We start from the raw sequence: 23,771 nt of genomic DNA, 5'->3' as shown, positions 1-23,771 counted from the left end.
GCCCCAAGGCGGGTGTGAGAGGCCGAGGTTCCGAGGTCTATCCGACGGCGGCGGGGGACAGGTCCGCGACGAACTCGTGCGTGCCCGAGCCGACGGTGAAGGACGTGGTGCCCGGGAGGTCGACCACGGCCGACGTGCCGGTGGGGATCGTGGCGCGGGCGGTGAGGGTGTCACCGCGCAGCGTCCAGGACACCTCGGCGGGCCCGTACGGGGTCTCGTGCCGCACGGTGCACGAGGTCAGGCCGCCGCCCGGGCGTGGGGCGATCCGGATGCGTCGGTAGCCGGGGTCGAGGGCGTGAAGACCGCCGACCACCCGGTGCAGCCAGTCCGCGACGGCGCCGAGTGCGTAGTGATTGAACGAGGTCATCTCGCCGGGGTTCACGGAGCCGTCCGGGAGCATCGAGTCCCAGCGTTCCCAGATGGTGGTGCCGCCCATCTCCACCGCGTACAGCCACGACGGGCACTCGCGCTGGAGCACCAACCGGTAGGCGGTGTCGAGGTGACCGGTCGAGGTGAGTGCGTCCGCGATCACCGGGGTGCCCGCGAATCCGGTCGAGATGCGGTAGTCGGACTCGGCGACGAGTTCGGCGAGCCGCGCGCCCGCAGCCGCCCGGTGCTCGGCCGGTACGAGGTCGAACACCAGCGCCAGCGAGTACGAGGCCGCCGCGTCGTCAGTGGTGCGCCCGTCCGAGCGCCCGTATGCGTCCCAGAAGGCGGTGCGGGTCGATTCGGCCAGCCTGTGGAAGCGCTGCGCGTCGGTCTTTTCCCCGAGCAGTGCGGCGATTTCGGCGAGTCGAGTGGTCGAGTGCGCGAAGTACGCGGTCGCGACGAGGTAGCGGTCGGACTTGGCGTCGGCCGGATCCTGCGGGGGTGCATCGGGATCGAGCCAGTCACCGAGCTGGAATCCCTCGTTCCACAGATGGTCGGGGCCGGCGAGCCGGTCGACCAACTCGATCCACTTCTTCCCGCTCTCGTACTGGGCACGCAGCACCCCGGTATCGCCGAAACGGGTGTAGAGGTCGTGCGGGGTCAGGACCGTGACATCTCCCCACACGGCACCGGGCCGGTTCGGGGTCCACGTCTTCCCGCCGGGGATGTTGGGCACGTACCACGGCACGGTGCCGTCGGGTTCCTGCTCGATGGCCACGTCCGCCAACCAGGACGACAACATGCCGGCGCAGTCGTAGAGGAAACTCGCCGTAGGTGCGAATACCTGGATGTCGCCGGTCCACCCGAGCCGTTCGTCACGCTGGGGGCAGTCGGTGGGGATGTCGACGAAGTTGCCGCGCATGCTCCAGCGGACGTTCTCGTGCAGCCGGTTCAGACCCTCGTCGGAGCATTCGAACCAGCCGGTGCGGGTCATATCGGTGTGATAGACGCGGGCGACGATGTCGCCGGCTGCGATCTCACCGGGCCAGCCGGTGACCTCGGCGTAGCGGAACCCGTGGATGGTGAACCGCGGCTCCCAAGTCGCGGTGCCGTCGCCACCGAGGGTGTATTCGTCGGTGGCGGCAGCCTGGCGCATGGGCCGGGTATACAGCTCGCCGTCTTGCAGCACCTCGGCGTGGCGCAGTCGGACCGTGTGTCCCCGCTCGCCTTGGATGCGAATTCGCAGGCGGCCGACCAGGTTCTGCCCGAAATCGAGGATCGTCTTCCCCGACGGGGACGTGAAGACGCGCACCGGCTGCACTTCTTCGGTGCACCGGACCGGTGGTCCGATCGGTGCGACGAGAGTGGCCGGATCGCGGTGGGCCGGCCGGACGCCGCGCCAGGCGCTGTCGTCGAAACCCGGTGCGGACCAGCCCTGCTCTTCGGCGCGGCCGTCGTACCGTTCGCCGTCGTACAGGCTCGCCAGGCCGATCGGCCCGGTCGCCGACCGCCAGCTGGTGTCTGTGCCGAACACCTGGGTGGTGCCGTCCCCGTAGGTGACCTCGAGCTGGGCGAGCAGACCGATCCGGTCGCCGTACAGGTTGCGGGTGCCGCCGTTGAACCCGTAGCGGCCGCGATACCACCCGTCGGCGGTGAGGGCCCCGACGACGTTCTCCCCGCCCTCGAGCAGGTCGGTGACATCGTAGGTCTGATACCGCAGCCGGTGGTCGTACGAGGTCCAACCCGGCGCCAACGCGGCATCGCCCACGCGACGGCCGTTGACCTCGAGTTCGTAGAGTCCATGGGCCGTGGCATACAGACGCGCACGCACCGGTGCGCCGGACAGGTGCACCACACCGCGCAGCAACGGCGGGGCGCAATCGGTCGCCGAATCCTCATCCCAGTCCTGGGTCACCATCGTCGCCGACCAGTCCTCGGGGTCGAGCAGGCCCGCTTCCACCGAAGTTGAAACGCTCCACTCGGACCACTGCGCGGTCGAATCGGATGCGGACCCGCAGACGCGAACCCGGACCGACCGACGCTCCCGAGAGGTCAAGGGCGCGGCCGGCCACGGCACCAGCACCTGCTCCGCCGACTGCCGGGCGTACCTGACTGGCTTTGCCTGGTGGTCGTCTACCTCAATCTCGTACCGCGTCTGCGACCACGCGTCCGGGGCCCCGGACAGCTTCCACGACAGGCGGGGTCTGGTCTCGCCGATTCCCAACGCGTCGCGGTGATGCTCGAATGTGGGCGCTGTGGGGCGCATGCGCGATCCTCCTAATGAAACGATTCATTTTGGTTAAGGCTAAGTGTAGCCCACGTCACAAGTCAACGGTCCAGGTTTGGGTGAGCGCAGAACCAGCAGGGCCCGGCAATCGGCATTCGACACCGCCTGCAACATCCCAGCGATGGCCACATCCTCACCGGTGCGTTCGCCGAAGCCGTGGAACGGCGATCTGGCCAAGCCGGTCGAGCGATGTCCGACCGCAGCCGGATGCACCGTCACGCCAGAACTTCTATGCCCGACGAGGCAAGCAAGTACACCGACTGCCTCGCGGGGATGGAATATGGCATCTTCCGAACATCGCATCCCACCAGCGTGCGCCGCTCGACGATATCCTCGATTGGACGCCATCGAGAGGCGAGTCCACGGTTGTATCTGTGCTCTGGTCGTGCCGTCGGAACCAGTGCGCGGCGGCACGAGCCGACGGGGTGAGTGGTCCGTCCGATGGGTGAAGGTGATCCGCTCGACACGCAGCGGTACGTCGTCCCCGTCGTGGCGTCGGAGCTGAGTGCGGCCGGTTTCGACGACGCCGAGGAGATCGGACGCGGCGGCTTCGGAGTGGTCTACCGCTGCACGCAGGCGGATCTGGATCGCACGGTGGCGGTGAAGGTGCTCACCGTCGATCTCGACGAGGAGAACAAGGCCCGGTTCTTCCGGGAGCAGCGGGCGATGGGCCGGCTCACCGGTCATCCGAACATCGTGGGCGTCCTGCAGGTCGGAGCCACCGACAGCGGCGTTCCCTACCTCGTGATGCCGTATCACCCGCACGGGTCGCTGGAGGCCCGGGTCCGCAAGGACGGTCCCCTCGAACTGGACGAGGTGCTGCGGCTGGGGGTGAAGGTCGCCGGCGCGGTCGAGACCGCGCACCGGCTCGGCATCCTGCACCGGGATATCAAACCCGCGAACATCCTGCTCACCGATTACGGCGAACCGGAGTTGACGGACTTCGGTATCGCGCACATCAGCGGCGGTTTCGAGACCGCGACCGGCGCGGTCACCGGGTCGCCCGCCTACACCGCGCCGGAGGTTCTCCAGGGCGACCCGCCGAGCCCGGCCGCCGACGTCTACGGTCTCGGGGCGACGCTGTTCAGTGCTCTCACCGGCCACGCCGCGTTCGAGCGCCGCAGTGGGGAGCAGGTGGTCGCGCAATTCCTGCGCATCACCACCCAGCCCGTGCCCGACCTGCGGGAGCACGGGATCCCGGACGACGTGTCCGACGTGATCGCCCGGGCGATGTCCCGCAGCCCCGGTGAACGTCCGGCGACGGCCGCCGATTTCGGGGAGGAACTGCGGCGGATTCAACTCGATCGCGGTCTTCCGGTCGACGACATGGCCCTCCGCACGGAACCCGAGGCGCAGGTTCAGGACCGCGGGCACGGACCGCGGGGCGGCACACCAGCGAGCGGTGTGACGGGCAACCTTCTCTTGGAGCTGACGAGTTTCGTGGGGCGCCGGCACGAGCTCACCGAGGCGAAGAATCTGCTGGCCGGGTCGCGGCTGGTGACGTTGACCGGGATCGGAGGGGTCGGCAAGACGCGGCTGGCGATGCGGGTGGCGTCGGCAGTGCAGCGCGACTACGACGATGGTGCGCGGCTGGTCGAGTTGGGTGAACTGCGTGACGGGTCGTCTTTGGTGGACGCGGTGGCCGCGGCGGTGGGGGTGCGGGATCATTCGGCGCGGCCGCTGCGTGAGGTGCTGATCGAGTTCCTTGCCTCCAGGGAACTGTTGTTGGTTCTCGACAACTGTGAGCACCTGGTGGACGCGGTGGCCGGGCTGGCCGAGACGCTGTTGCGGGTGTGCCCGGCGCTGCGGATTCTCGCGACCAGCCGCGAATCCCTCGGCATCGGTGGGGAAGCGGTGCTGCAGGTGCCGCCGCTGGCGGTGCCGGAACCCGATCGCAGGCCCTCGTTGCGGGGATTACCGAAATACGATGCGGTGACCCTGTTCGCCGAACGCGCCGCGGCCGCGGTTCCCGGGTTCGCGCTGACGGAGGAGAACGCGGCGGCGGTGGCGGGGATCTGTCACCGATTGGACGGGTTGCCGTTGCCGATCGAACTGGCCGCGGCCCGGTTGCGGGCGATGTCGCCCGAGCAGATCCTGGGGCGGCTGACCGACCGCTGCGGTCTGTTGTCGCGCGGCAGCCGGGGTGCGCCGACGCGGCAGCAGACCCTGCGGTTGTCGGTGGACTGGAGTTTCGAACTGTGCACCGCCGGTGAGCAACTGGTGTGGGGACGGCTGTCGGTCTTCGCCGGCAGCGTCGAACTCGATGCCGCCGAGCAGGTCTGCGGCGACGGACTGGGCCCGGACGAGTTGCTCGACACGCTGACCTCCCTGGTGGAGAAATCGATCCTGATCCGGGAGGGTCACGGGTCGGTGGTGCGGTTCCGGATGCTCGAGACGCTCCGCGCGTACGGCTACGAGAAGCTCGAGCAGGCCGGCGAGACCGTGACTTTGCGTCGTCGGCACCGGGATTGGTACGAGGCGCTGGCCCTCACCGCGGAGGCCGAGTGGATCAGTGCCCGGCAACTGGACTGGATCGCCCGTTTGAAGCGGGAGCAACCGAACCTCCGTGAGGCACTGGAGTTCTGCGTCGACGACGATCCCGCCGCCGGCCTGCGCACCGCCGCCGCACTCCGCTGGTTCTGGACCTCCCAGGGTCTGTACAGCGAGGGGCGGCGCTGGTTCTCCGACCTACTGGCCCGCTGCCCCCGGGAGCCGACGGGCGACCGGATCAGGGCGCTCTACTGTGCCAGCGTGATGGCGAACGTGCAGGGCGATCTCGAGTCCGGTGCCGCACTCGTGGCGGAGGCGCGAAACCTCACCGCGCACACGAGCGACTCCATGATGCGCGCGTTCGTCTCCTTCGCCGACGGAACGTTTGCCCTCTACAGCGGGGACCTCGCACACGCCTGCTCGCACCTCGAAGCTGCACTCGCGGAGTTCAGCGCACGCGGGGATCGCACACTCGAGACGAACGCGCTCTACCTTCTGGGGTTGGCCTACGGACTGTCCGGCCAGACCGACGAGGCCGTCGAACGCCACGAGCGGGTCCTCGCGATCACGGAGAAGTACGGCGAGAAGATGTACCGATCGCATTCGCTGTGGGCCTTGGGGATTGCGGTGTGGCGACAGGGCGCCGCCGAGCGTGCAGTGCGGTACCTGGAGGAATCGCTGGAGCTGTCGAGGCAGGTGCACAGCCCCCGCTTCGCCGCAGCGGCCGTCGAAGCGCTGGCCTGGATCGCGTGCGAGAGGCGAGATCCGACTCGGGCGGCGGTGCTGATGGGCGCCGCGCACTGGCTGGCGAGGTCGGTGGGCAGTGCCGCGGTCATCCATTCCGATCTGATTGTCTACCAGACGGAATTCGCCGAGAAGGCCCGGCAGGACCTCGGGGACAGAGCATTCACGGCGGCCCACCGCAAAGGGGAACAGTTCGGCTTCGACGCGGCCATCGCCTACGCCCTCAACGAGGCGCAGCCCGGTACCTCCGCACCGGACACCGACGCGCCGGCACGAATAACCAAGAGGGAACGCCAGGTCGCCGACCTCATCGCCGAAGGCCTGACCAACCAGGCCATCGCCGACCGCCTCGTGATCTCACCGCGCACCGCCCAGGGTCACGTGGAGCACATCCTGGCCAAGCTGGGTTTCACCTCTCGCACCCAGGTCGCGGCCTGGGTCGTGGAGCAGGCGCAGACCGAATAGCAGCTGGGTCCGACGTGGCCGAGGCCCGCCCCGGCCGGGTGTTCGGCTCGACGGAACCGAACCCCCGGCAAGATCCGCGGTTTCTCGCGAAAAGTCCCTATCCGGCCAGGCCGGGATACAGCCGTCGCGCGGTGCCCGCGAAGATCTCGCGGCGTTCGGGCTCGGGTACGTCGGCCAGTACCTTGTGGGCGAGGGCGACGAGTTCGGGCAGTGACTGTTCGGCGGCGGGAAGGTTGGAACCCCACGCGATCCGGTGCGCTCCGAACGATGCCAGCACCGGATCGAGGAAACCAGAGGCCTTTTCGCCGGCGTCGTGGAGAGGCTCGAGATTGCGGTGGGTCAGCTTGAGGTGCAGGCCAGGATGGACGGCCAGCTCCGCCACCGCTTCGCCGGCGTCGGTGGGCGAGGCCGCGATGTCGGGGTACCCCATGTGGTCGAGCAGCACGCGGACCGACGGGAACCGGCGCAGCAGCTGGTGCACTTGCTCGGTCGCAGGTCCGAGCCGCATCTGCAGGCACACCGTGACTCCGAGTTCGGTGGCCTTGTCCCAGAAGGGATACGTCTCCGGCGCGGCGAACCACTCGCCCTGGGTGGGCACCGTGCTGCCGCTGGTGAACAGCCGGACCCCGGCGAGGCCGTTGTCGCCGACCGCCGCCTCCAGGTTGTCGGCGGCGTCCGGCCGCAACGGATCCACCGTGCCCACCACGATGAACCGGTCCGGCTGCTGCGCACGGCTGTCGAGGACGTAGGAGTTGTCGTAGCCGTAGGCGGTTGTCGCCTGTACCAGCACGGCCTGGCCGATCCCGGCTTCGTCCATGCGCTCGACCATGCCGTCGGCGGTGACCGGGCGGGTGGTCGCCCAACTCGACTGGGTCCCGCCGATCGGGGCCCGGGGGTAGCGGGTCACGTCGTCGGAGATGATGTGGCAGTGGGTGTCGACGATGTCCAAGGTCTACACCTTTCTCGTTCGGTGGGCTGGCTCAGGCGTCCGGGTACTCGCCCTTGGCGAACACCTGGTGGGGATCGGTGGAGAAGTCCGGGTCGAGGAGACCCTGGTCCCGGGAGTACTTCACGAGCGCGCGCACACTCGCGTCGTTGGCGTCGAGACCGTAGGGGATCGGATCGCTCTGGATCTGCTTGGCCTGCTTGCCCAGTCGCGGCAGCGCCGACCACTGTGGATCGGCCTCGATCTGACGGCGCTTGCTCTCGGCGAATGCGGCGTACAGGGCGGTGGGCAGCCCCGGGTCGCGGTCGACGAGTTCGCTGCGGATCGCGATCACCGAGTGCAGCGGATAGATCCCGGTGCGCAGGTACCAGTCGGTGGCGAGCACCTCGTGGTCGGGGAACAGCGGGTACGGCCCGTCCTCGACCGCGGGTTGCTCTGCCGCCGCCGACCACCCGGCCCGCGGCGCCCCCGCACGTCCGGTGCCGGCGTTGCCGCTGAATGCGGCGTCGATCTCGCCGGCCCGCAGCAACTCGCCGAGCGACCGGCCGTCGGTGACGCGCTCGACGTTCGAGGGGGCCCGGCCTTCGATGTGGTCGTCGTCGTCCACGACCCACTTCACGGTGTCGATGTCGAGGCCGTACTCGTCGCGCAGGATGCCGCGCATCCACACCCCGGTGGTCACCGTGTACGCGCGGACACCGATCCGCTTACCTTTCAGATCGGCGGGGAAGCGGATTCCCGACGCCGAACCGCACTGCACGTCGGCGTGGTGGAAGCGGCGGTTGAGGAAGACGGGGATGCCGGTGAGCGGAACCCCGGCCTGCAACGCCATCAGGTAGGAGGTCGGCGCGAGTTCGCACACGTCGAACTCGAGGTCGCGGATCATCCGCCGGTATGCGCCGATGATCGGGTTGACCTCGACCGGGTTCACCTCGTAGCCGTTCACCGTGACGTCGCCGCCCAGCAGGGCCTGCACGTGCCGGTAGTCGCCGAGTGCGACCGAGAGCGTGTTCATGTTCAGCCTTTCGTATTGCAGAGGGAGCGAGTGGTTCAGCCGCCGAGCCGGGACGCGGTCACCCCGAGCGCTGCGCAGGTGCGATCGACCAGTTCGTCGAATTCGACGCGGCGCGGCAGCACCCCCTGCTCGTAGGCGTAGCGGGCGGCGTCGGTGACAGGCCCGCGGAGGCCGTCGAATCCGACGGGGCTCAGGTTCACCGGACCGGCCGCGGGACCGGCGGCCTCGGCCAGCGCGTCGTACACCGCGAGTATCGCCTTCGGGTCCTCGTCGGCGGCCGCCGCGCTGAACCCGACCACGTGGTTGATGGGAGCGAAACCCTTGCGCGCGGCCCATTCGGCCGCGACTGCGAGCGCGTTGGGAATGGCGGTGCGGATCCGGTCGTCGGAGGGCAGTTCGTTGCCCATGATCCCGTAGTCGAGCCGGCCTTCGAGGAAGTCGGCCTGCAGTTTGGCGCCCTCGGGGGCGCGCGTCACCCACGCCGGGTCGGTGGCCCCGTCGACGTGGCCGCCTTCGTATGTCTGCCAGTTGATGTCGGTCAGGTCGATGCCGTACTGCTCGCTGAGGAATCCGCGCAGCCACACCCCGGTGGTCTGGCTCCACGAGCGCACGCCGATGCTCTTGCCGCGCACACCCTCGACGTCCAGTTCGCCCAGTGTCACCAGGGTCTGGTGCTGGTACCGGCCGAGCATGGTGATCGGCAGCAGCGCCACGGGCTTGTCGTACGCGGCCGCCTGCAGCAGCGTCACCACGGCCAGCTCGCACACGTCGGCCGCCGCGTCGTTCACGAAACCGCGCGACGCCTTGTGCACGGGCCGGATGTCGAGACGTTCGGGCGTGGCACCGGAGGCCGCGGCCCCCTCGACGGCCACGGCAGCGAGATCGTCTCTGCCCAGTACGATTTTCATTGACGAGTCCTCGTTTCGTTGGTCGTGATCGGTCCCCGCGCGGTCATACGTCCTCGCCGTACTGCATGCGCCGGTAGGGCACGCTGAGCACGTCGCGGGTGATGCGCACGTCGATCACGGTGGGCCGGGGGTCGCGGACGTACTCGGCCAGCGCCGCGCGCAGTTCGTCGGTCGTGCGGACGGTGGCGCCGCCGCCGCCGAGTGCCTTTCCGACCGTGCCGAGTTCGGGGGTGGGGATGACGGCGAGCTCCGGGTCGAGGCCCTTGGCCTTCGCCTTGTGGTATTCCGCGCCGAGGCCTTCGTCGTTCATGACGACGACGAGCACCGGAAGGCCGTAGCGGCACGCGGTCTCGAACTCCGACAGGTGCATCAGGAAGCTCGCGTCGCCTTCGACCACGAACGTCGGCTTGCCGCCGTTGGCGACGACGGTGCCGATGGTCAGCAGCGGGGCCTGGCCGATGGCACCGAACATGCCGTAGTTCGACGTGATTTCGCGGGACCGCTGGAACAGCATGGTGCCGAAGTCCGTCTGGTGTCCGCTGCCGAGCACCAGCCCGATCTCGCCGGGAAGTTCGGCGTCGAGCACCGAGATCGCCTCGCGCGGGTCGAGCAGACCCGGCTGACTGCGGAACTCGGCGGGGTCGATCAGCGGGGCCGTGAGCCGGCCGTGCACCTCGGGGGTGTGGAAGCCTTCCATCTCGATACCGCGAACCCCCAGCGCGCCCGTCAGGGCATCGAGGGCGGTGACCGCGTCGGCCTGCATGTAGCAGTCGGCGACCTGACCGTTGCCCATCACCAGGTGCGGCGCCGTGTCGATCTGGATGAACCGGGCTTCGGGGAACAGGTATCCGCTCTCGATGGTGTAGTGATTGAGGCTCGCGCCCACCGACACCACACAGTCGGCCTCCTGCAGCAGTTCCATCGCGAGCCTGCTGCCGAACAGGCCCGCGATCCCCACGTGGTACTCGGTATCGCCGCTGAGCCAGTTCTTGGCCTGCAGCGTCGTGGCGAGTAGGGCGCCGGTGCGACGCTGAAGCGCGAGGATCTGCTCGCCCGCTTCCGCGTTGCGGGCGCCCCGTCCGGCGACGATCACGACTCGTTTGCTCGCCCCGATCATTTCGCACGCCTGCTGGATCCGGTCCGGGTGCGGTAGCAGCTTGGGGGTCCGGAGCAGCTCGGTGGACGGGACGTACGGCATGTCGTCCTCGAACTCCTGCAGCTGCACGTCGAACGGGGCGCTGATCATCACCGGCCGGGACTGGGTGCGGGCCAGGTAGAAGGCGCGCTGCACCACTTCGGCGGCCGACTCGGCCTTGATCACCTGAAGGAACTCGCACTCGATCGCGGCGGCGAACCGGCGCTGGTCGAGGTACTGCACGGCGCCCTCGTCGCCCAACGGCGTCTCCCCGCAGAACGCGACCAGCGGGATGCGCGCCCGGCTCGCCACGATCATCGACGTGGCCAGCTGCGCGGTACCGGGCCCGCTCGTCGTCGTCACGACACCGGGCCTACCGGATGCGCGGGCGTACCCGTGCGCCATGCTCAGACCTGCACCCTCGTGACGCACCTCGTACAGGCGCGTCCCACGGGTGGCCAGGGCATTCATCCAGTGCATGTTGGCGTCGCCCATCATGCCGAACACATCGGTGGTGCCCTCGGCGGCGAACGCTGCTGCGAGCGCTTCGTAGACCTTCACTGCGCGACCTCTTCTTGCTTGTGGTGGTTCCGGACGTGGCTCGCGAGGCGCGGGAACACCTTCAGCGCGTTGCCGCCGTAGATCGCCTGCCGGTCGGAGTCGCTGATGGAGTCGATGGAGTCGAGCAGCGCCTTGGTGTCGTCGAAGCGGCGCCCGGTCTCCGGGTCGACGCTGCGGACGGCGCCGATCATCTCGGAGGCGAAGAGCACGTTCTCGGCGGGAATGATGTCGGTGAGAAGTTCGAGACCCCGCTTGTGGTAGACGCAGGTGTCGAAGAAGACGTTGCGCAGCAACGATTCCTCCAGTGGGGGCCTGCCCTGGTCCTGCATCATCCCGCGGTAGCGGCCCCAGTGGTAGGGCACCGCGCCGCCGCCGTGCGGCAGGATCAGCCGCAGCGTCGGGAAGTCGGTGAACAGGTCCGACTGGCACAGCTGCATGAAGGCGGCGGTGTCGCCGTTGAGGTAGTGCGCGCAGGTGCCCTGGATGGCGGGGTTACGCGACATCGCGACGTGGATCATCGCGGGCACGTCGAGCTCCACCATCTTCTCGTACAGCGGGTAGTAGATCCGGTCGGTCAGCGGCGGCGCCTGCCAGTACCCGTCGGAGGGGTCCGGGTTGAGGAGGCAGCCGACGAATCCGAGTTCTTCGACGCAGCGCTCGAGTTCCGCGGCAGACCGGCGGATGGAGGAGGCCAGCGCGTCGCCGGGCGACTGCGGAAGCTGGCACACCGCGGCGAAACGGTCCGGGAACAGGCCGCACACCCGGGCGATGAGGTCGTTGCTGACCTGCGACCAGACCAGGCTGGTCTGCTCGTCGCCGTAGTGGTGGGCCATCTTTCCGGCGCCGGGGGAGAAGACCGTGAGGTCGGTGCCGCGTTCGAGTTGGAGCTTGAGCTGCCCCTGTTCGATCGCGGCCGTGATCTCGTCGTTGCCGATGTGCAATTCATCGGGTGAGACCCGCGCGCCCGAATCTTCGAACGCCTTGATCTGGCGCTCGCGCCACTGTCCGAGCGCGGGTGGCGCGGTGGTGAAGTGGCCGTGACAGTCGATGATCATGAAGGCTTTTCTCCAGGTGAGTGTTCGGGGTCAGGAGCGACCGGTGAGTTTGCGGCCCAGTTCCAGGCCGGGATAGCTGCGCACCGGCGCGGACATGAGGAAGCGGTAGCCCTCGTCGAGCACCTGCTCGACGTTGCTCGTCGTCACGTGCGGGTGGCCGACCACGACGTCGTGTTCGTGGCAGATCTTCACGATCCGGCTCCTGGCCTCGACCATCAGCGGGTGGTCGAGTTGACGGGGCACACCCAGTTCCTGGCTGAGATCGCCCTCGCCGATGAGGATGAGACCGATTCCGGGCACCTGTTCGAGGATCGCCGGGAGGTTCTCGATGCCGAGTTGATCCTCGATCTGGATCACGACGAGGATCTCGCCGTCCGGGGCGAGCGGCCACACGTCGGCCTTCGCGTAGTACTCGTCGTTGGACAGGCCCCAGTACCGTGCGGCGGCCGCAGGCGCGTCGCCGCGCAGGCCCGGCGGGTCGTACCGCTCCTCGCCGGGCAGGCGAGGGTACCGGCAGGCCGCGACCGCATTGCGCGCTTCCTCGACCCGGCTGATGTGCGGCCACACGATTCCGTACGCCCCGAGGTCGAGAGCCTGCTTCGCGTGCCACTGACCCTGTTCGGCACCGTTGACGGGAACTCGGATCAGCGGGGTGGGCGACGGGGCGAGCGTGCCCGATTCGAATATCCGTCGCCGGTTGAGCAGATACTGCAGGCTGTCCCGCAACGTCGTTGCGTCCCAAGGTTTGTGCTCTGCCTCGAACACCAGACCGTCGTAGTCGCTGGTCGCGAAGTCGAGCGCCGCCGCCGGCTCGGGAGCCGCGAACGCCGCGAAGGCGTGCTGCCCCGATTCCAGCGCACCGATCACACTATTGAGTCTTGCCACTTGCCACTCCGCTCTGCTCGCTCTGTCGCTTGTGAATGGTTCTGCGCCACCAGGCGCGCACGCGGGCCCACACGGTCGGCCGGCTCGGCGCCGGCACGACCGCGGTGTCCCCGGCGCACCGGCGGACCAGTTCGTCCGTGAAGTCGTTGGTCATCCGGGACACCACGGCGCCGGCGCCCGCTTCGATCACCGACGCGAGCTTGCCCGCGAGGGCTACCTCGCCGGTCACCTGCACCCGTGCGCCGCCCGCGTGGTCCTCGGTGATCCGGAAGTTCGCGTGCGCGGTGAACCGCGTCGCGCCCTGCCCGTCCCGTCCGCGCGCCGAAAGTCGTCCCTCCCAGGCGGGCTCGTCCAGCTCCAGCGACATCCGGGCGCCGAACCGCACCCGGATCGCGCTGAATTTCACGACCAGCGTGCCGTCGAACGAGCCGTCGTCGTGGAACTGGCCGAGTTCGGCACCGTTGATGCACGACACCACCTCGGTGGGGTCGGAAATGACGGCCCACACCCGCCCCGGTGGCGCGGGTACGGCGATTGCTTCGTCGATCTTTATCACAACTGTGTCCTCGCTTGACGATCGTGAACAGCCACCACAGACCACTGTGGCGCTTCGGGGAAACTCGCGAGACTCGATCAGCGAGCTGGTGTCGGAGGGCGTGCCCTCGCCGGCAGCGAGCAGGCCGGTCGCCAGATAGCACTGGCGTCATCCGAGTCTCCCCGGTCGGCTCTCAGATTGTTTAACAACTTTCTGTCGTCAGACTAGCAGCGAAGTGCGCCGAACAGCAAGAACTTGTTTTCCCGGCATTGGATTGCCCATCGTGCCCGACGCGATCGGGCTCATCTTGTAGAACAATTTGGATTGGTGAGCCGATTGTCCCAGCGTGATCGCGCCGCCGGACGCGAACCCGGTGCCTTCGTCGCCCACTTCGACCCGGCTTCCGCAGAATTGTTAGACGATCTGAGCCTCAAAGGCTTGTAATGGGCGTCACTCCCGCGTAAATTGGGCGAAACCGTAAGACAAAACCGATTTTCACTTATCGGTCGAATGACGGCATCGGCGCACTGACACCAGTGCACTCCCCGGGTTCGGAGGCACACCACATGCACTCCCCGGGTACGGACGCAACAGAGGAGTTGTATTCATGTCCACAACCTTGTCCATCGCGGCGAAGTCCTACCCGCACACGGCGTTCCTCGCGGAACCCGGCTTCAGCGTCGAGGGACATCCCGTCGAGCTCGCGGCAGCGGATCCGATCTACAAGGCGTTCGCTCCCATGGTGCGTGAGCTCCGGTACGACTTCAGCGAATTGGCCATCGCCACCTATCTGCAGGCCCGCGAGGCAGGAGCCCCGATCGCGCTTCTGCCGGTGGTGCTCAGCGGCGACTTCCACCACCACTCCCTGACCCGCTGGCCCGGCTCGGCCGAGATCAGCCCGGCGGACCTGGCAGGCCGGCGGGTCGCGGTCCGGGCCTACAGCCAGACGACCGGTCTGTGGGTGCGCGGAATCCTGCACGAGGAATTCGGCGTCGACGCCAAGGAAGTCACCTGGGTGACCACCGAGGAGCCGCACGTCGCCGGCTATGTCGAGCCGTCGAACGTCGAACGCACGACCGGCAAGGTGCTCGACGTGCTCGAACGCGGCGATGTCGTGGCCGCCGTCCTCGGTCCGCCGGCGCTCGACGGGGCGCAGGGGCCGCTGGTGCCGATCATCCCGAACTGGCGGGAGGCCGAGGAGGCATGGGGCGCCCGGCACAAGACGGTGCCGATCAACCACGTGCTCACCGTCCGGCGGGACCTCCTCGAGGCCGAACCTCGTACGGTATCGGCGCTCTACCAGGCTTTCGGAGACCGGATCGAGGCGCGCAAGGCCGCCGAAACCGAGCCCGGTCCCCGCGTGCGCGCCCTCCGCTTCGGAGTGACCGACGAACTCGTCGCCGGTCTGCAGATCGCGATCGACTACGCGTTGCAGCAGAACGTCATCCGCACACCCGTGACGGTGGCCGAACTCCTCGACGACTTCACCCGGCACCTCGGCGACCTCGCCTGAGCGCGCTCGCTCGCCACTTTCCGCCCGCTACCACCCACCAGTCGTGAGGTACTGATGTTCAGCGTCGACACACACACCCACATCATTTCGCCCGACACCGATGCCTACCCCGCAGATCCGCTCGGCGGCCACCGGTCCACGTGGTCCCAGGAACGGCCCACCGACATCGACGGCCTGCTGCGCGCCGCCGACGCCGCCGACGTCGACCACCTGGTCGTCGTCCAGGCCTCCACGGTGTACGGATTCGACAACAGCTACGTAGCCGACCAGCTCTCGAGGCACCCCGACCGCCTCAGCGGGGTGTGCTCGGTGGACTTCCTCTCCCCGAAGGTGGTCGACGACCTCCACCACTGGATCGACGAGCGGGGCTTCTCGGGGGTCCGCATCCGTGCCGCGGACGGAACGACCGCCGTCCCGACACCCGGCCGCGGACTCGACGACGAGCGCATGGCGCCGGTCTGGCAGTTCCTGTCCGACCGCCGGGTGCCGGTCTGCATCCAGATGCACGCCCAGCACGCTCCGATCCTCGCCGGGCTCCTCCAGCAGTACCCGGGACTCACCGCGATCCTCGACCACGCGGGCCGACCGCAACTGGACTCCGCGCCGTATCCGAGCGTGGACGGGGTTCCCCGGCTCAGCGAGACGGGCCGCGTGTTCGTCAAGATCACGCCGCCGGCCGTACTCCGCGCGCAGCGTGAGAGCGGATCCGCGGCACCGCTGGTCCGCACGCTGATCGACGAGTTCGGGGCGGCCCACGTCATGTGGGGTTCGAACTTCCCCGCCTCGGCCGGATCGTTGTCGGATCTGGCCGACCTCATCAGGGAGCAACTGCCGTCACTCGACACATCCGACCTGGAGTCGATCGCGGGCGGCACCGCCGGCCGGCTGTACGGGCTCTCCCAGGGCAGCTCCGTCACCACCGCCGCGAAGGAATGTTGATCGCTATGAAGCGCTTTCGGCGCAGGCTCTGCATGGCCTCGGTCATGGCAGTCGCCGTCGTCCTGACCGCCTGCGGCGGTCCGCCGCCCGTTCCGGACACCGAGAACCTCGACGAGCTGTACCAGGCGGCCAAGGCCGAAGGGCAGGTCGTCTGGTTCGCGCCGAAGCCGGAGGCTCAGATGAAGCCGGCGATCGACGCGTTCGAGAAGAAATACCCGGGGATCGAGGTCAGGTACACGAACAAGAAGGCTCCGGATCTGGTCACCCAGCTCAATGTGGAGCAGGCCGCCGACCGGGTGACGTTCGATGTGTCCAACGCAGGTGGGCTCACGGTCTTGCCGTCGCAGTCCATGGCGGCGAAGGTCGACTGGGCATCATACGAGGTGCCCAGCGACCAGATCTTCGCCGACGACTTCGTCTACGTGTGGGCGGTACCGAAGGTCTGGGCCTACAACACCGACGCCCTGGCCCCGAACGATGTGCCCGCGAGCTGGGACGACCTGCTCGATCCGCGATGGAACGGCGGAAAACTCAGTGTCGAGTCGCGTGGGTCCTTCATGACCGTGTGGGCCCAGGACCCGGCCCTCGGCGCCGACGCCGGTCTCGACTACGCGTCCCGGCTGGCCGAGCTGAAACCCCACTACACCGAGAACACGACGCAGGCCCACACACTCGTCGTGTCCGGTCAGACACCGGTCGGCACCGACCTCATCAACCTCGTGCTCGAGGACGAGTCGAAGGGCGCGCCGGTCGCCGTCGCACCGGTGGGCCCCACGAACGCCAACAAGTCCTACCTGTTCGTGGCCGACGGGGCACCGCACCCGGCGGCGGGTCGCCTGCTCACCGCCTTCCTCGCCTCCGAAGAGGGCCAGTCCGCACTGGTCGACACGTACAACTCGGTCATTCCCACCAACACGGACTGCACCGACGCCGCCACGAACCGTGTCATCGGCGCCCTGTGCGACGCCGGCGTCGAATGGTTCAGCGAAACCGACATCGCGCAGTACGAGCAGTTCTCAGATTTCTTCCCCGAGGTCGAAGAGGCCTTGGGTACCAACGTCAACTGACGGCTCCCACCGCCGCCACCGCTGCCCGTGACGGGCGGCACACTCTATCCCCTCACCCTTGGAGACTTCAGCGATGCAGTCCGGCACCCAGCTCTCCACCGGCGTACGCCCTCGACCCGACGACGTACGCCCTCAGCCCGACGACGTACACCACCCCAAGCGCCGGGACCGCGTCCTGGTCGGCGTCAACATCGCCATCGGCGCGATCGTCGCCTATCTCATGCTCTTCCCCCTGGGCATGCTGTTGTTCAGCAGCCTCAAGGACAGCGAGACCAAGCTGCCCTTCCAGGTTTCCGGGTTCACGCTCGCCAACTTCACCGCGGTCTTCTCCTCGAAGCGCCTGGTCGACGTTGCGCTCAACTCGTTCGTCTTCGTGGTCGGCACCGTGTCACTGGCACTGGTCGTCAGCGTCAGCCTGGCCTACCTGTTCGAGCGGACCGACATCCCCGGTCGCCGTTTCCTCGCACCGAGCACGCTGGCCCCCATGGCCGTGCCTGCCACGGTCATGGCGGTGGCCTGGGTCTTGGCCGCCAACCCCACCAACGGCCCGATCGCCATCGTCATCGAGCGAGTTTTCGGGCTCTCGATCGACATCTACTCGCTGCCGGGCATGATCCTGGTGGCCGGCATCTTCGGTGTCCCGGGCATGTACATCATGCTCGCGCCGACGTTCGCCCGGCTCAACCTCGAATTCGAGGAGGCCGCGGCCACGTCGGGTGCAGGCTGGTGGACGCGAACCCGCAAAGTGGTTCTGCCGCTGACGATGCCGGGGATTTCCGCGGCCAGCATGCTGCTCGTCGTCATCGCGCTCGAGGAGTTCGCGATCCCGGCCATCCTCGGAATGCCGGACCAGATCTTCGTGTTCAGCAGTCTCATCCAGGCGTCGCTGCAGCCGCCGTCGGGTCTGGCCAACTACGGCCAGGCCAGTGCCTACGGCATCATGCTCGTCCTGCTGTCCCTCGTGATGATCGCCGTCTACCGGCGTCAGACCCGCGAGTCCCACCGATTCCAGGTGGTGGGCGGCAAGGGGTACCGGTCCACACCGGTGCGGCTGGGGCGGTGGCGCATCCCGGTCGCCGGCATCGTCTCGTTCTACGTTCTCGTCGCGATCATCGTGCCCATCCTGACCCTGGTCTGGACGAGCCTGACCCCGTACCTGCAGCCGATCAATTTCGACAACCTGGGTGCGCTCAGCCTCGCCAACTACGGCGCCATCTTCACCAACCCGAACCTGACGCACGCCGTCGTCAACACCTTGGTGATCAGCCTGATCACGGCGACGCTGACCGCCGGGTTCGCCCTGTGGCTGGCACTGGCCTCGACCCGCGCCGGACGCCTCGGCAGGGGCCTGTTCGATCTGTCCTTCCTGGTCTTCGCCATCCCCAGCGTCGTGCTCGGCATGGCGGTGCTGTTCCTGTACCTGTATCTGCCCATCCCGATCTACGGCACGATCTGGATCATCATCATCGCGTTCACCACCCGCTACATCCCACGCGGATCACGCATGATTCAGACGGCACTGCTGCAACTCGACAAGGGACTCGAAGAGGTGGGCCGCGTCAGCGGGGCGTCCAACGCCGTCGTGCTGCGCCGGGTGGTCTTCCCGCTCGTCGCTCCCGCGGTGTCGAGCACGTGGCTGTGGGTGTTCGCCAACTCCCTGGGCGAACTCCCGATCGCGCTGCTGCTGTCCAGTTCCGACAACCGCACCGTCGTGGTGCTGCTGTGGGACATGATCGGTGAAAGCGCGAACTATCCCGAGGCCAGCGCCCTCGCGGTTCTCCTGCTCGCCCTGTCCGCCGTCTCCGTCTGGTGGGTCAACCGCCGTGGCTTCCAACAACACATCTGAGGTGCCGTGAACATGAAAACCCTGGTTGGTTCCGACCACTCCGTGCAGATCTCCGGCTTGCAGAAACACTTCACCCGCCCGCACAGCGGCGAGGTGACCCGCGTCATCGACGATGTCAGCTTCTCCGTGCCGCAGAACAGCTTCTTCACCCTGCTCGGGCCCAGTGGGTGCGGCAAGACGACCACCCTCCGCTGCCTCGCCGGACTGGAGACCGCCGACAGCGGCGAGATCTGGATGAACGGCCAAGCCGTGTTCTCCGCCGCGGCGGGACGCGACGTGTCTCCCGACGTCCGGCCGATCGCGATGGTGCCGCAGTCCTACGGGATCTGGCCGCACATGAAGGTGTTCGACAACGCCGCATTTCCCCTGCAGTACGGCCGGAAGACGTACCCTCGCGCCGAACGGGAGCGTCGCGTCCGAACGATGCTCGAACAGGTGGGCCTGTCGGAGTACGCGGACCGATGGTCCACCCAGCTCAGCGGCGGCCAGCAGCAGCGGCTGGCGCTGGCCCGCGCCCTGCTGTGCGAGCCGGAGGTCCTGCTGCTGGACGAACCGCTGTCCAACCTGGACGCCAAGCTGCGCTCGCAGTTGCGCGCCGAGTTGCGTTCGTTCCAGCAGAAGTTCGGCGTCACCACCATCTACGTGACGCACGACCAGGGTGAGGCCCTGGCCATGTCCGACACGATCGTCGTCATGAATCGTGGGCGGGTCGAACAGATCGGATCACCGAGCGAGATCTACGACTCGCCGGCGACGCGATTCGTGGCCGATTTCGTCGGCAGTGCCAACCTCATCCCGGGCGTGCTCGACCGGCCTGCGGGCTCCGGCGACCGCGTCGTCGACGCCAAGACGAGCGTCGGGGTGGTGCGGTGCGAGCGTTTCACCACCCCACCGACCCCGCTCACCTCCGGCCGGGAAATGTTCGTGTGCATCCGGCCCGAAAACATCCGTATCATCCCCGAGGATCGGGAAACTCACGGTCCCAACCGATTCCCGGGGCGCATCGTGACCACCGAGTATCTCGGCGACCGCCAGGAGATGGTCGTCACAGTCGGGGACGTATCGCTCCGCGCGCACGCCGACGCGCATCTCCGTGCTCGCCCGGGCGACGACGTGACCGTCGTCCTGGACCCGGCATGGACGGTCGCGCTGTGGTCGTGACCGCCGCGGGGAAGCGGGCGGCCGGTGTGTCGTTCTGAGCCGGCCGAGGACCTCCTCGCGAAGGGAGGAGGTCCTCACCGCCAGTGCTCAGCCGACAGGAGCGCCGAACCACCGCGACAGTTGCGTGTCGAGTACCGTCTGGTCGTCGCCGGCCCAGGCGACGTGGCCGTCCGGACGGAGTAACACGGCAGGCGCGACCGACTCGGCGTCGGCATCCACGACGGAGTCGACCCGATCCGCCCAGCCGTCGATCGAGAGCCTGCCGGTCCGGTCGAGCAGAAGTCCGCGGCCACGGTGCATCTGTTCGTACAGGCGCCCGTTCCCGAGGCCGATGTCCCGGAGCCGTTTGCCGAGCAGTTCGTGCCCGTCGCCGAAGTCGTAGCGGATCCCGATGGCGGTGATCTTCTCCATCAGGTATCGGTTCACGACCTCGAAGTCCATCAGTTCCGTCACCAGACGGCGCACGGCCTGGGGGCCCGGTTCGGTGGACATGAGTTCGCTCTGCGCGCGGGTGTTGTTCAGTACGTCGGCGCCCACCGGGTGCCGTTCGGAGTGGTAGCTGTCCAGCAGATCGACCGGTGCCCAGCCGTTGATCTCGGAGGCCAGTTTCCAGCCCAGGTTGAAGGCGTCCTGGATCCCGAGGTTGAGGCCCTGTCCTCCCAGCGGTGGGTGTACGTGCGCGGCGTCGCCCGCCAGGAACACCCGTCCGGCCCGATAGCGCTCGGCCTGACGGGTGGCGTCGCCGAAGCGGGACAGCCAGCGTGGTGAGTGGACACCGAAGTCGGTGCCGGCGAACGCTCGCAGTTGGCTCTTGACCTCCTCGAGCGTCGGGGGAACGGTGCTGTTCTCGGTGACGCTCGCGGCGGGGACGACGACCCCGTACAGGCCGTTCCCGGCGGGCCCGACACCGAACCCCTTGTGAGTCTTGCGGACCTCGGCCACGATGGCGGCCAGTTCCTCCGGCGGAGTGGTCACTTCCATCTCGCCCCGCAGCCACTCGACCTTGGCGGGTTCGCCGGGGAATCCGACGCCGAGCAGCTTGCGGACGGTGCTGCGGCCGCCGTCGCAGCCGACGAGGTAACGCGCACGCACCTGCTCGCCGAGCGACCCTGTTCCTGCCAGTTCGACGGTCACCCCGTCGGAATCCTGGCTCAGGCCGACCAGTTCGCTGCCGCGCCGGATGTCGGCACCGAGTTCGGCGGCGTGCTCGGCCAGCAGGCGGTCGGTGACCGGCTGAGGGATGCCGAGAATGTAAGCGTGCGCGGTGTCCAGGTGTTCGGGCCATGGTTTGTCGATGCCGGCGAAGCGACCGCCACCCGGGTACTGTTTGCCGTGCTCGAGGAACCGTTCGAGCAGTCCGCGCTGATCCAGGATCTCGATGCTGCGCACGTGCAGGCCGAGCGAACGGACCTGTTCGTTCGGCTCGACCTCCTTCTCCAGCACCAGCACGTCCACATCGTGCAGTCGCAATTCGGCGGCCAGCATCATGCCGGTCGGTCCGCCGCCGGCGATGATCACATCGGTCATGAAACCCCGTTCATCCTTTCCGCAGCTGGTCGTCCGACGTCGGGAAGTTCAGCTGAAGTGCTCGCCGGGCCGAAGACAGGTGATGCCGCATGGCCGCGGCGGCGGACTCCGGGTTGTGCGTGACGATCGCCGCGAGGATGGCCTCGTGCTCCCTGACGGAGTCGGTGCGCGGGTTCGCGCGACGGTCCGCGTCGCGGTATTGCTGCATGACGAGCGGATAGAGCAGGCTGTCGACGAACCTGGTGAGTGTGGCCTGCCGTGCCGCCCGCTTGACCTGTTCGTGAAACTTGCGGTTGAGATTCCAGTATTCCTCGCGTCCGCCGGGTACCTGCAAGTCCCACATGCGCTTACAGGTCTCGGTCATCGCGGCGATGTCCGCCTCGGTGGCGCGTTCGGCGGCCTTCGCTGCCAGCGCCGACTCCAGGACCGCGCGGGTCTCGAGAATTTCGATCGCCTCGTCCACCGAGAACGAGCGGGTGCGAGCGCTCCGGTTCGCCTCGGTGGTGACATAGCCCTCCTGCGCGAGGCGCGCCAGCACCGAACGGATCGTCCCGCGTGAAACCTGGAGCTGGGTGGTGAGTCCCGACTCGGTGAGGCGGGAGTCCGGTTCGTAATGACCGGAGAGGATCAGGGCGCGCAGGTCGTGATACGCCTGCAGCGTCCGGTTGGCGCCCGAATCGGGGCCGCCCTCGTTGTCCGGGTCTGCGCCCGCAGCTAGCACCATCGTGTGTCACCTGACTCGCCGGGACGAGTGGGCAGCGTCGTCATCGGAGCCTCACCCGTCATGTTGTACAACAACATCGAACGTACCGTGTCGAGCGCTCGATGCGAACGCAGTTCGGGGGCATGAAAATCTTCCCTTCCTGAGTCGATCAGGTCCGTACTGACGTGCACTATTGTTGCACAATTCACGCCCCAGTCCGATGTCTGCACGGTCGCCGCAGCCGACCACGAAGGACCGCCGGTGATCGCATGGAGACGCTCCGCGGAAGCGGAAGCCCTCTCGCGGTTGCGTCCAGGCAACCGCACACACATAATGTGAATGTCCGAGGCAGTAGCCGAGGGAAGTGGTTCGTGTAGGAGGTCTCCGGGGCGTAAGTACCCCTGTAGGCAGCCCCACTTAGCGGTTTCCAGCCTTGCGCGCCCACCAACATACGACGAACGCCCCTCGCTCCTAGAGGGGCGTTCTCGTGTTTCTATACCCGCACGACGGTGATGCGGTGCGCGATCTTCGCGCGCATGCTGCCGCCTCGCCCCCAGGCCCAGGCATGGACGTCGGGCAACCACAAGAGCGGATTCGAGGGTCGGTCGTGTTCGTACCGGAACGGGGCCGCGGCGCCGAGTTCGTTGCGGATGATGCGGTTGTCCTCGTGGTCCTGATCGCACGACTCGATGACCAGGTTCGTCACCGGAATCTGCGCCAGATCCCGTACCGCGGCAGCCAAGGTGACGTCGCGGGCCTGGCGTTCGTTGACCTTCCGTGAACTCATCAGATAGATCCGGCTGGTCGCCTCGAGCCGGGCTACCTCGGCGACAATCTTCGGCGCCAGCTTCTTCCCGACACCGGTCATGTGAATGCGGGTGTGTCCGGGTGGGCGGAGCGCGTTCATCTTCTTCCGCAGCTCCGTGAGGTCGCCGGTTGCGACCGTCACCGCGCACAGGGCGTACTCGCCCCGCTTGGATTCGTCGATGAACGCATGCACGCGGAGCAGTCTCTCACCCGCTCGCGACAACCTTGAACAGGTTGCACCCCACGTCTGGTGTCTTCCTGCATCAGAAGGGCTGTCCCGCAATGGTCCTCGGTCACCCCCCCGAACTGGTCCGCCGCGATCAGGTGACGAGCCCCTTCGGGACGGAGCCGGACACAAGAGTGCGATCGCCGGCGCACCACGAGGGATGCGCCGGCGAGCACGTGCCCAGCGGGCCGATCAGAACAACCAGGGCACCTCGTCGTGGCCGAAGTCGTGGAAGTCGCCGAACCGCCCCGAATAGAACACCAGGCCGGTGCCTTCGCGGCAGCGCATGTCGGCGACTTCGCCGTAGAAGACGCGGTGGTCCCCGATGTCGTGGGCGCTGTGGACCCTGCATTCGAGTTGGGCCAGAGCGTCTTTGATCAGCGGCAGACCCGAGCGGCTGCGATCGCAGGGTAGGTCGTCGAATCGGGCGCCGCCCCGGGTGGCGAACCGCCGGGCGAGTGCTTCCTGGCGGGACCCGAGGATCGAGACGGCGAACGCGCCCGCGGCCTCCACGGCCTCGGTGGTGCGGGAGCCGTGGGTGAGCGAGACGAGCAGGATCGCCGGGTCCAGACTGATCGAGGTCAGCG

General features: G+C 67.8%; 19 protein-coding genes. 6 read left to right on the top strand and 13 right to left on the bottom strand.

Annotated features, from left to right (window positions below; all coding sequences use genetic code 11):
* Nucleotides 1-37 precede the first annotated feature (37 nt).
* A complete protein-coding gene (locus ACFTZB_RS23295) occupies nucleotides 38-2,635 on the bottom strand; it encodes a family 78 glycoside hydrolase catalytic domain (RefSeq protein WP_378434437.1) in 2,598 nt (865 codons plus the stop codon).
* Nucleotides 2,636-3,097: 462 nt separating this feature from the next.
* On the opposite strand from ACFTZB_RS23295, the gene ACFTZB_RS23290 reads away from it, so the two are divergent.
* Nucleotides 3,098-6,355 carry a protein kinase gene (locus ACFTZB_RS23290; protein ID WP_378434434.1) on the top strand — a complete coding sequence of 1,086 codons (3,258 nt, stop codon included), beginning with the start codon at nucleotides 3,098-3,100 and terminating at the stop codon, nucleotides 6,353-6,355.
* Between the two features lie 97 nt (nucleotides 6,356-6,452).
* Here ACFTZB_RS23290 and ACFTZB_RS23285 read toward each other — a convergent pair whose 3' ends face one another.
* From ACFTZB_RS23285 to ACFTZB_RS23250, 8 genes are all read right to left on the bottom strand, one after another.
* Complete coding sequence (locus ACFTZB_RS23285) at nucleotides 6,453-7,304, bottom strand: amidohydrolase family protein (protein WP_378434432.1); 852 nt, start codon at nucleotides 7,302-7,304, stop codon at nucleotides 6,453-6,455.
* Between the two features lie 31 nt (nucleotides 7,305-7,335).
* On the bottom strand, nucleotides 7,336-8,316 hold the full coding sequence (locus tag ACFTZB_RS23280) for a 4,5-dihydroxyphthalate decarboxylase (RefSeq protein WP_378434430.1): 981 nt from the start codon (nucleotides 8,314-8,316) through the stop codon (nucleotides 7,336-7,338).
* Between the two features lie 35 nt (nucleotides 8,317-8,351).
* A complete protein-coding gene (locus tag ACFTZB_RS23275) occupies nucleotides 8,352-9,224 on the bottom strand; it encodes a hypothetical protein (protein WP_378434428.1) in 873 nt (290 codons plus the stop codon).
* 43 nt (nucleotides 9,225-9,267) lie between these two features.
* On the bottom strand, nucleotides 9,268-10,920 hold the full coding sequence (locus ACFTZB_RS23270; protein ID WP_378434426.1) for a thiamine pyrophosphate-binding protein: 1,653 nt from the start codon (nucleotides 10,918-10,920) through the stop codon (nucleotides 9,268-9,270).
* Nucleotides 10,917-11,975 (bottom strand): amidohydrolase family protein, encoded by a 1,059-nt coding sequence (locus ACFTZB_RS23265; RefSeq protein ID WP_378434424.1) that lies wholly within the window; start codon nucleotides 11,973-11,975, stop codon nucleotides 10,917-10,919. Before ACFTZB_RS23265 ends, ACFTZB_RS23270 begins: the two co-directional genes overlap by 4 nt.
* Before the next feature lie 30 nt (nucleotides 11,976-12,005).
* The gene (locus ACFTZB_RS23260; protein WP_378434422.1) at nucleotides 12,006-12,860 is read right to left on the bottom strand and encodes an HpcH/HpaI aldolase/citrate lyase family protein; all 855 of its coding nucleotides are present in this window, start codon (nucleotides 12,858-12,860) and stop codon (nucleotides 12,006-12,008) included.
* The gene (locus tag ACFTZB_RS23255) at nucleotides 12,844-13,416 is read right to left on the bottom strand and encodes an SRPBCC family protein (RefSeq protein WP_378434420.1); all 573 of its coding nucleotides are present in this window, start codon (nucleotides 13,414-13,416) and stop codon (nucleotides 12,844-12,846) included. Before ACFTZB_RS23255 ends, ACFTZB_RS23260 begins: the two co-directional genes overlap by 17 nt.
* Nucleotides 13,417-13,614: 198 nt before the next feature.
* On the bottom strand, nucleotides 13,615-13,785 hold the full coding sequence (locus tag ACFTZB_RS23250) for a hypothetical protein (protein ID WP_378434418.1): 171 nt from the start codon (nucleotides 13,783-13,785) through the stop codon (nucleotides 13,615-13,617).
* A 217-nt stretch (nucleotides 13,786-14,002) separates the two neighbouring features.
* On the opposite strand from ACFTZB_RS23250, the gene ACFTZB_RS23245 reads away from it, so the two are divergent.
* The 5 genes from ACFTZB_RS23245 to ACFTZB_RS23225 all read left to right on the top strand — a co-directional run bounded on the left by ACFTZB_RS23245 (nucleotide 14,003) and on the right by ACFTZB_RS23225 (nucleotide 19,921).
* Nucleotides 14,003-14,908 carry a hypothetical protein gene (locus tag ACFTZB_RS23245; protein ID WP_378434416.1) on the top strand — a complete coding sequence of 302 codons (906 nt, stop codon included), beginning with the start codon at nucleotides 14,003-14,005 and terminating at the stop codon, nucleotides 14,906-14,908.
* Nucleotides 14,909-14,962: 54 nt separating this feature from the next.
* Nucleotides 14,963-15,847, top strand: a complete 885-nt coding sequence (locus tag ACFTZB_RS23240; protein WP_378434414.1) for an amidohydrolase family protein — start codon at nucleotides 14,963-14,965, stop codon at nucleotides 15,845-15,847.
* Nucleotides 15,848-15,852: 5 nt separating this feature from the next.
* On the top strand, nucleotides 15,853-16,914 hold the full coding sequence (locus ACFTZB_RS23235; protein WP_378434412.1) for an extracellular solute-binding protein: 1,062 nt from the start codon (nucleotides 15,853-15,855) through the stop codon (nucleotides 16,912-16,914).
* A 73-nt stretch (nucleotides 16,915-16,987) separates the two neighbouring features.
* Nucleotides 16,988-18,760 (top strand): ABC transporter permease, encoded by a 1,773-nt coding sequence (locus tag ACFTZB_RS23230; RefSeq protein ID WP_378434410.1) that lies wholly within the window; start codon nucleotides 16,988-16,990, stop codon nucleotides 18,758-18,760.
* 12 nt (nucleotides 18,761-18,772) lie between these two features.
* Complete coding sequence (locus ACFTZB_RS23225) at nucleotides 18,773-19,921, top strand: ABC transporter ATP-binding protein (RefSeq protein WP_378434408.1); 1,149 nt, start codon at nucleotides 18,773-18,775, stop codon at nucleotides 19,919-19,921.
* An 87-nt stretch (nucleotides 19,922-20,008) separates the two neighbouring features.
* Here the strand turns inward: ACFTZB_RS23225 and rox are convergent, their stop codons facing one another.
* The 4 genes from rox to ACFTZB_RS23205 all read right to left on the bottom strand — a co-directional run.
* Nucleotides 20,009-21,448, bottom strand: coding sequence for a rifampin monooxygenase (gene rox / locus ACFTZB_RS23220; protein WP_378434406.1), 1,440 nt, complete (start codon nucleotides 21,446-21,448; stop codon nucleotides 20,009-20,011).
* 10 nt (nucleotides 21,449-21,458) lie between these two features.
* Nucleotides 21,459-22,172, bottom strand: coding sequence for a GntR family transcriptional regulator (locus ACFTZB_RS23215; RefSeq protein ID WP_378434404.1), 714 nt, complete (start codon nucleotides 22,170-22,172; stop codon nucleotides 21,459-21,461).
* Nucleotides 22,173-22,644: 472 nt separating this feature from the next.
* On the bottom strand, nucleotides 22,645-23,151 hold the full coding sequence (locus ACFTZB_RS23210) for a hypothetical protein (protein ID WP_378434402.1): 507 nt from the start codon (nucleotides 23,149-23,151) through the stop codon (nucleotides 22,645-22,647).
* A gap of 225 nt (nucleotides 23,152-23,376) precedes the next feature.
* Nucleotides 23,377-23,771: flavin reductase family protein (locus ACFTZB_RS23205; RefSeq protein WP_378434400.1), on the bottom strand; the 395-nt coding region annotated here is incomplete at its 5' end.

Origin of the sequence: Rhodococcus sp. NPDC057014 (assembly GCF_042673295.1) — a bacterium.
Lineage (GTDB): Bacteria > Actinomycetota > Actinomycetes > Mycobacteriales > Mycobacteriaceae > Rhodococcus_F.
This window is presented reverse-complemented; position numbering and strand designations above follow the sequence as displayed.

What these genes read in the sequence shown, in the direction of transcription:
- ACFTZB_RS23295 (WP_378434437.1), bottom strand. Translation starts at nt 2,635, where the DNA reads ATGCGCCCCACAGCGCCCACATTCGAGCATCACCGCGACGCGTTGGGA.
- ACFTZB_RS23290 (WP_378434434.1), top strand. Translation starts at nt 3,098, where the DNA reads ATGGGTGAAGGTGATCCGCTCGACACGCAGCGGTACGTCGTCCCCGTC.
- ACFTZB_RS23280 (WP_378434430.1), bottom strand. Translation starts at nt 8,316, where the DNA reads ATGAACACGCTCTCGGTCGCACTCGGCGACTACCGGCACGTGCAGGCC.
- ACFTZB_RS23275 (WP_378434428.1), bottom strand. Translation starts at nt 9,224, where the DNA reads ATGAAAATCGTACTGGGCAGAGACGATCTCGCTGCCGTGGCCGTCGAG.
- ACFTZB_RS23265 (WP_378434424.1), bottom strand. Translation starts at nt 11,975, where the DNA reads ATGATCATCGACTGTCACGGCCACTTCACCACCGCGCCACCCGCGCTC.
- ACFTZB_RS23245 (WP_378434416.1), top strand. Translation starts at nt 14,003, where the DNA reads ATGTCCACAACCTTGTCCATCGCGGCGAAGTCCTACCCGCACACGGCG.
- ACFTZB_RS23240 (WP_378434414.1), top strand. Translation starts at nt 14,963, where the DNA reads ATGTTCAGCGTCGACACACACACCCACATCATTTCGCCCGACACCGAT.
- ACFTZB_RS23235 (WP_378434412.1), top strand. Translation starts at nt 15,853, where the DNA reads ATGAAGCGCTTTCGGCGCAGGCTCTGCATGGCCTCGGTCATGGCAGTC.
- ACFTZB_RS23230 (WP_378434410.1), top strand. Translation starts at nt 16,988, where the DNA reads ATGCAGTCCGGCACCCAGCTCTCCACCGGCGTACGCCCTCGACCCGAC.
- ACFTZB_RS23225 (WP_378434408.1), top strand. Translation starts at nt 18,773, where the DNA reads ATGAAAACCCTGGTTGGTTCCGACCACTCCGTGCAGATCTCCGGCTTG.
- rox (WP_378434406.1), bottom strand. Translation starts at nt 21,448, where the DNA reads ATGACCGATGTGATCATCGCCGGCGGCGGACCGACCGGCATGATGCTG.
- ACFTZB_RS23215 (WP_378434404.1), bottom strand. Translation starts at nt 22,172, where the DNA reads ATGGTGCTAGCTGCGGGCGCAGACCCGGACAACGAGGGCGGCCCCGAT.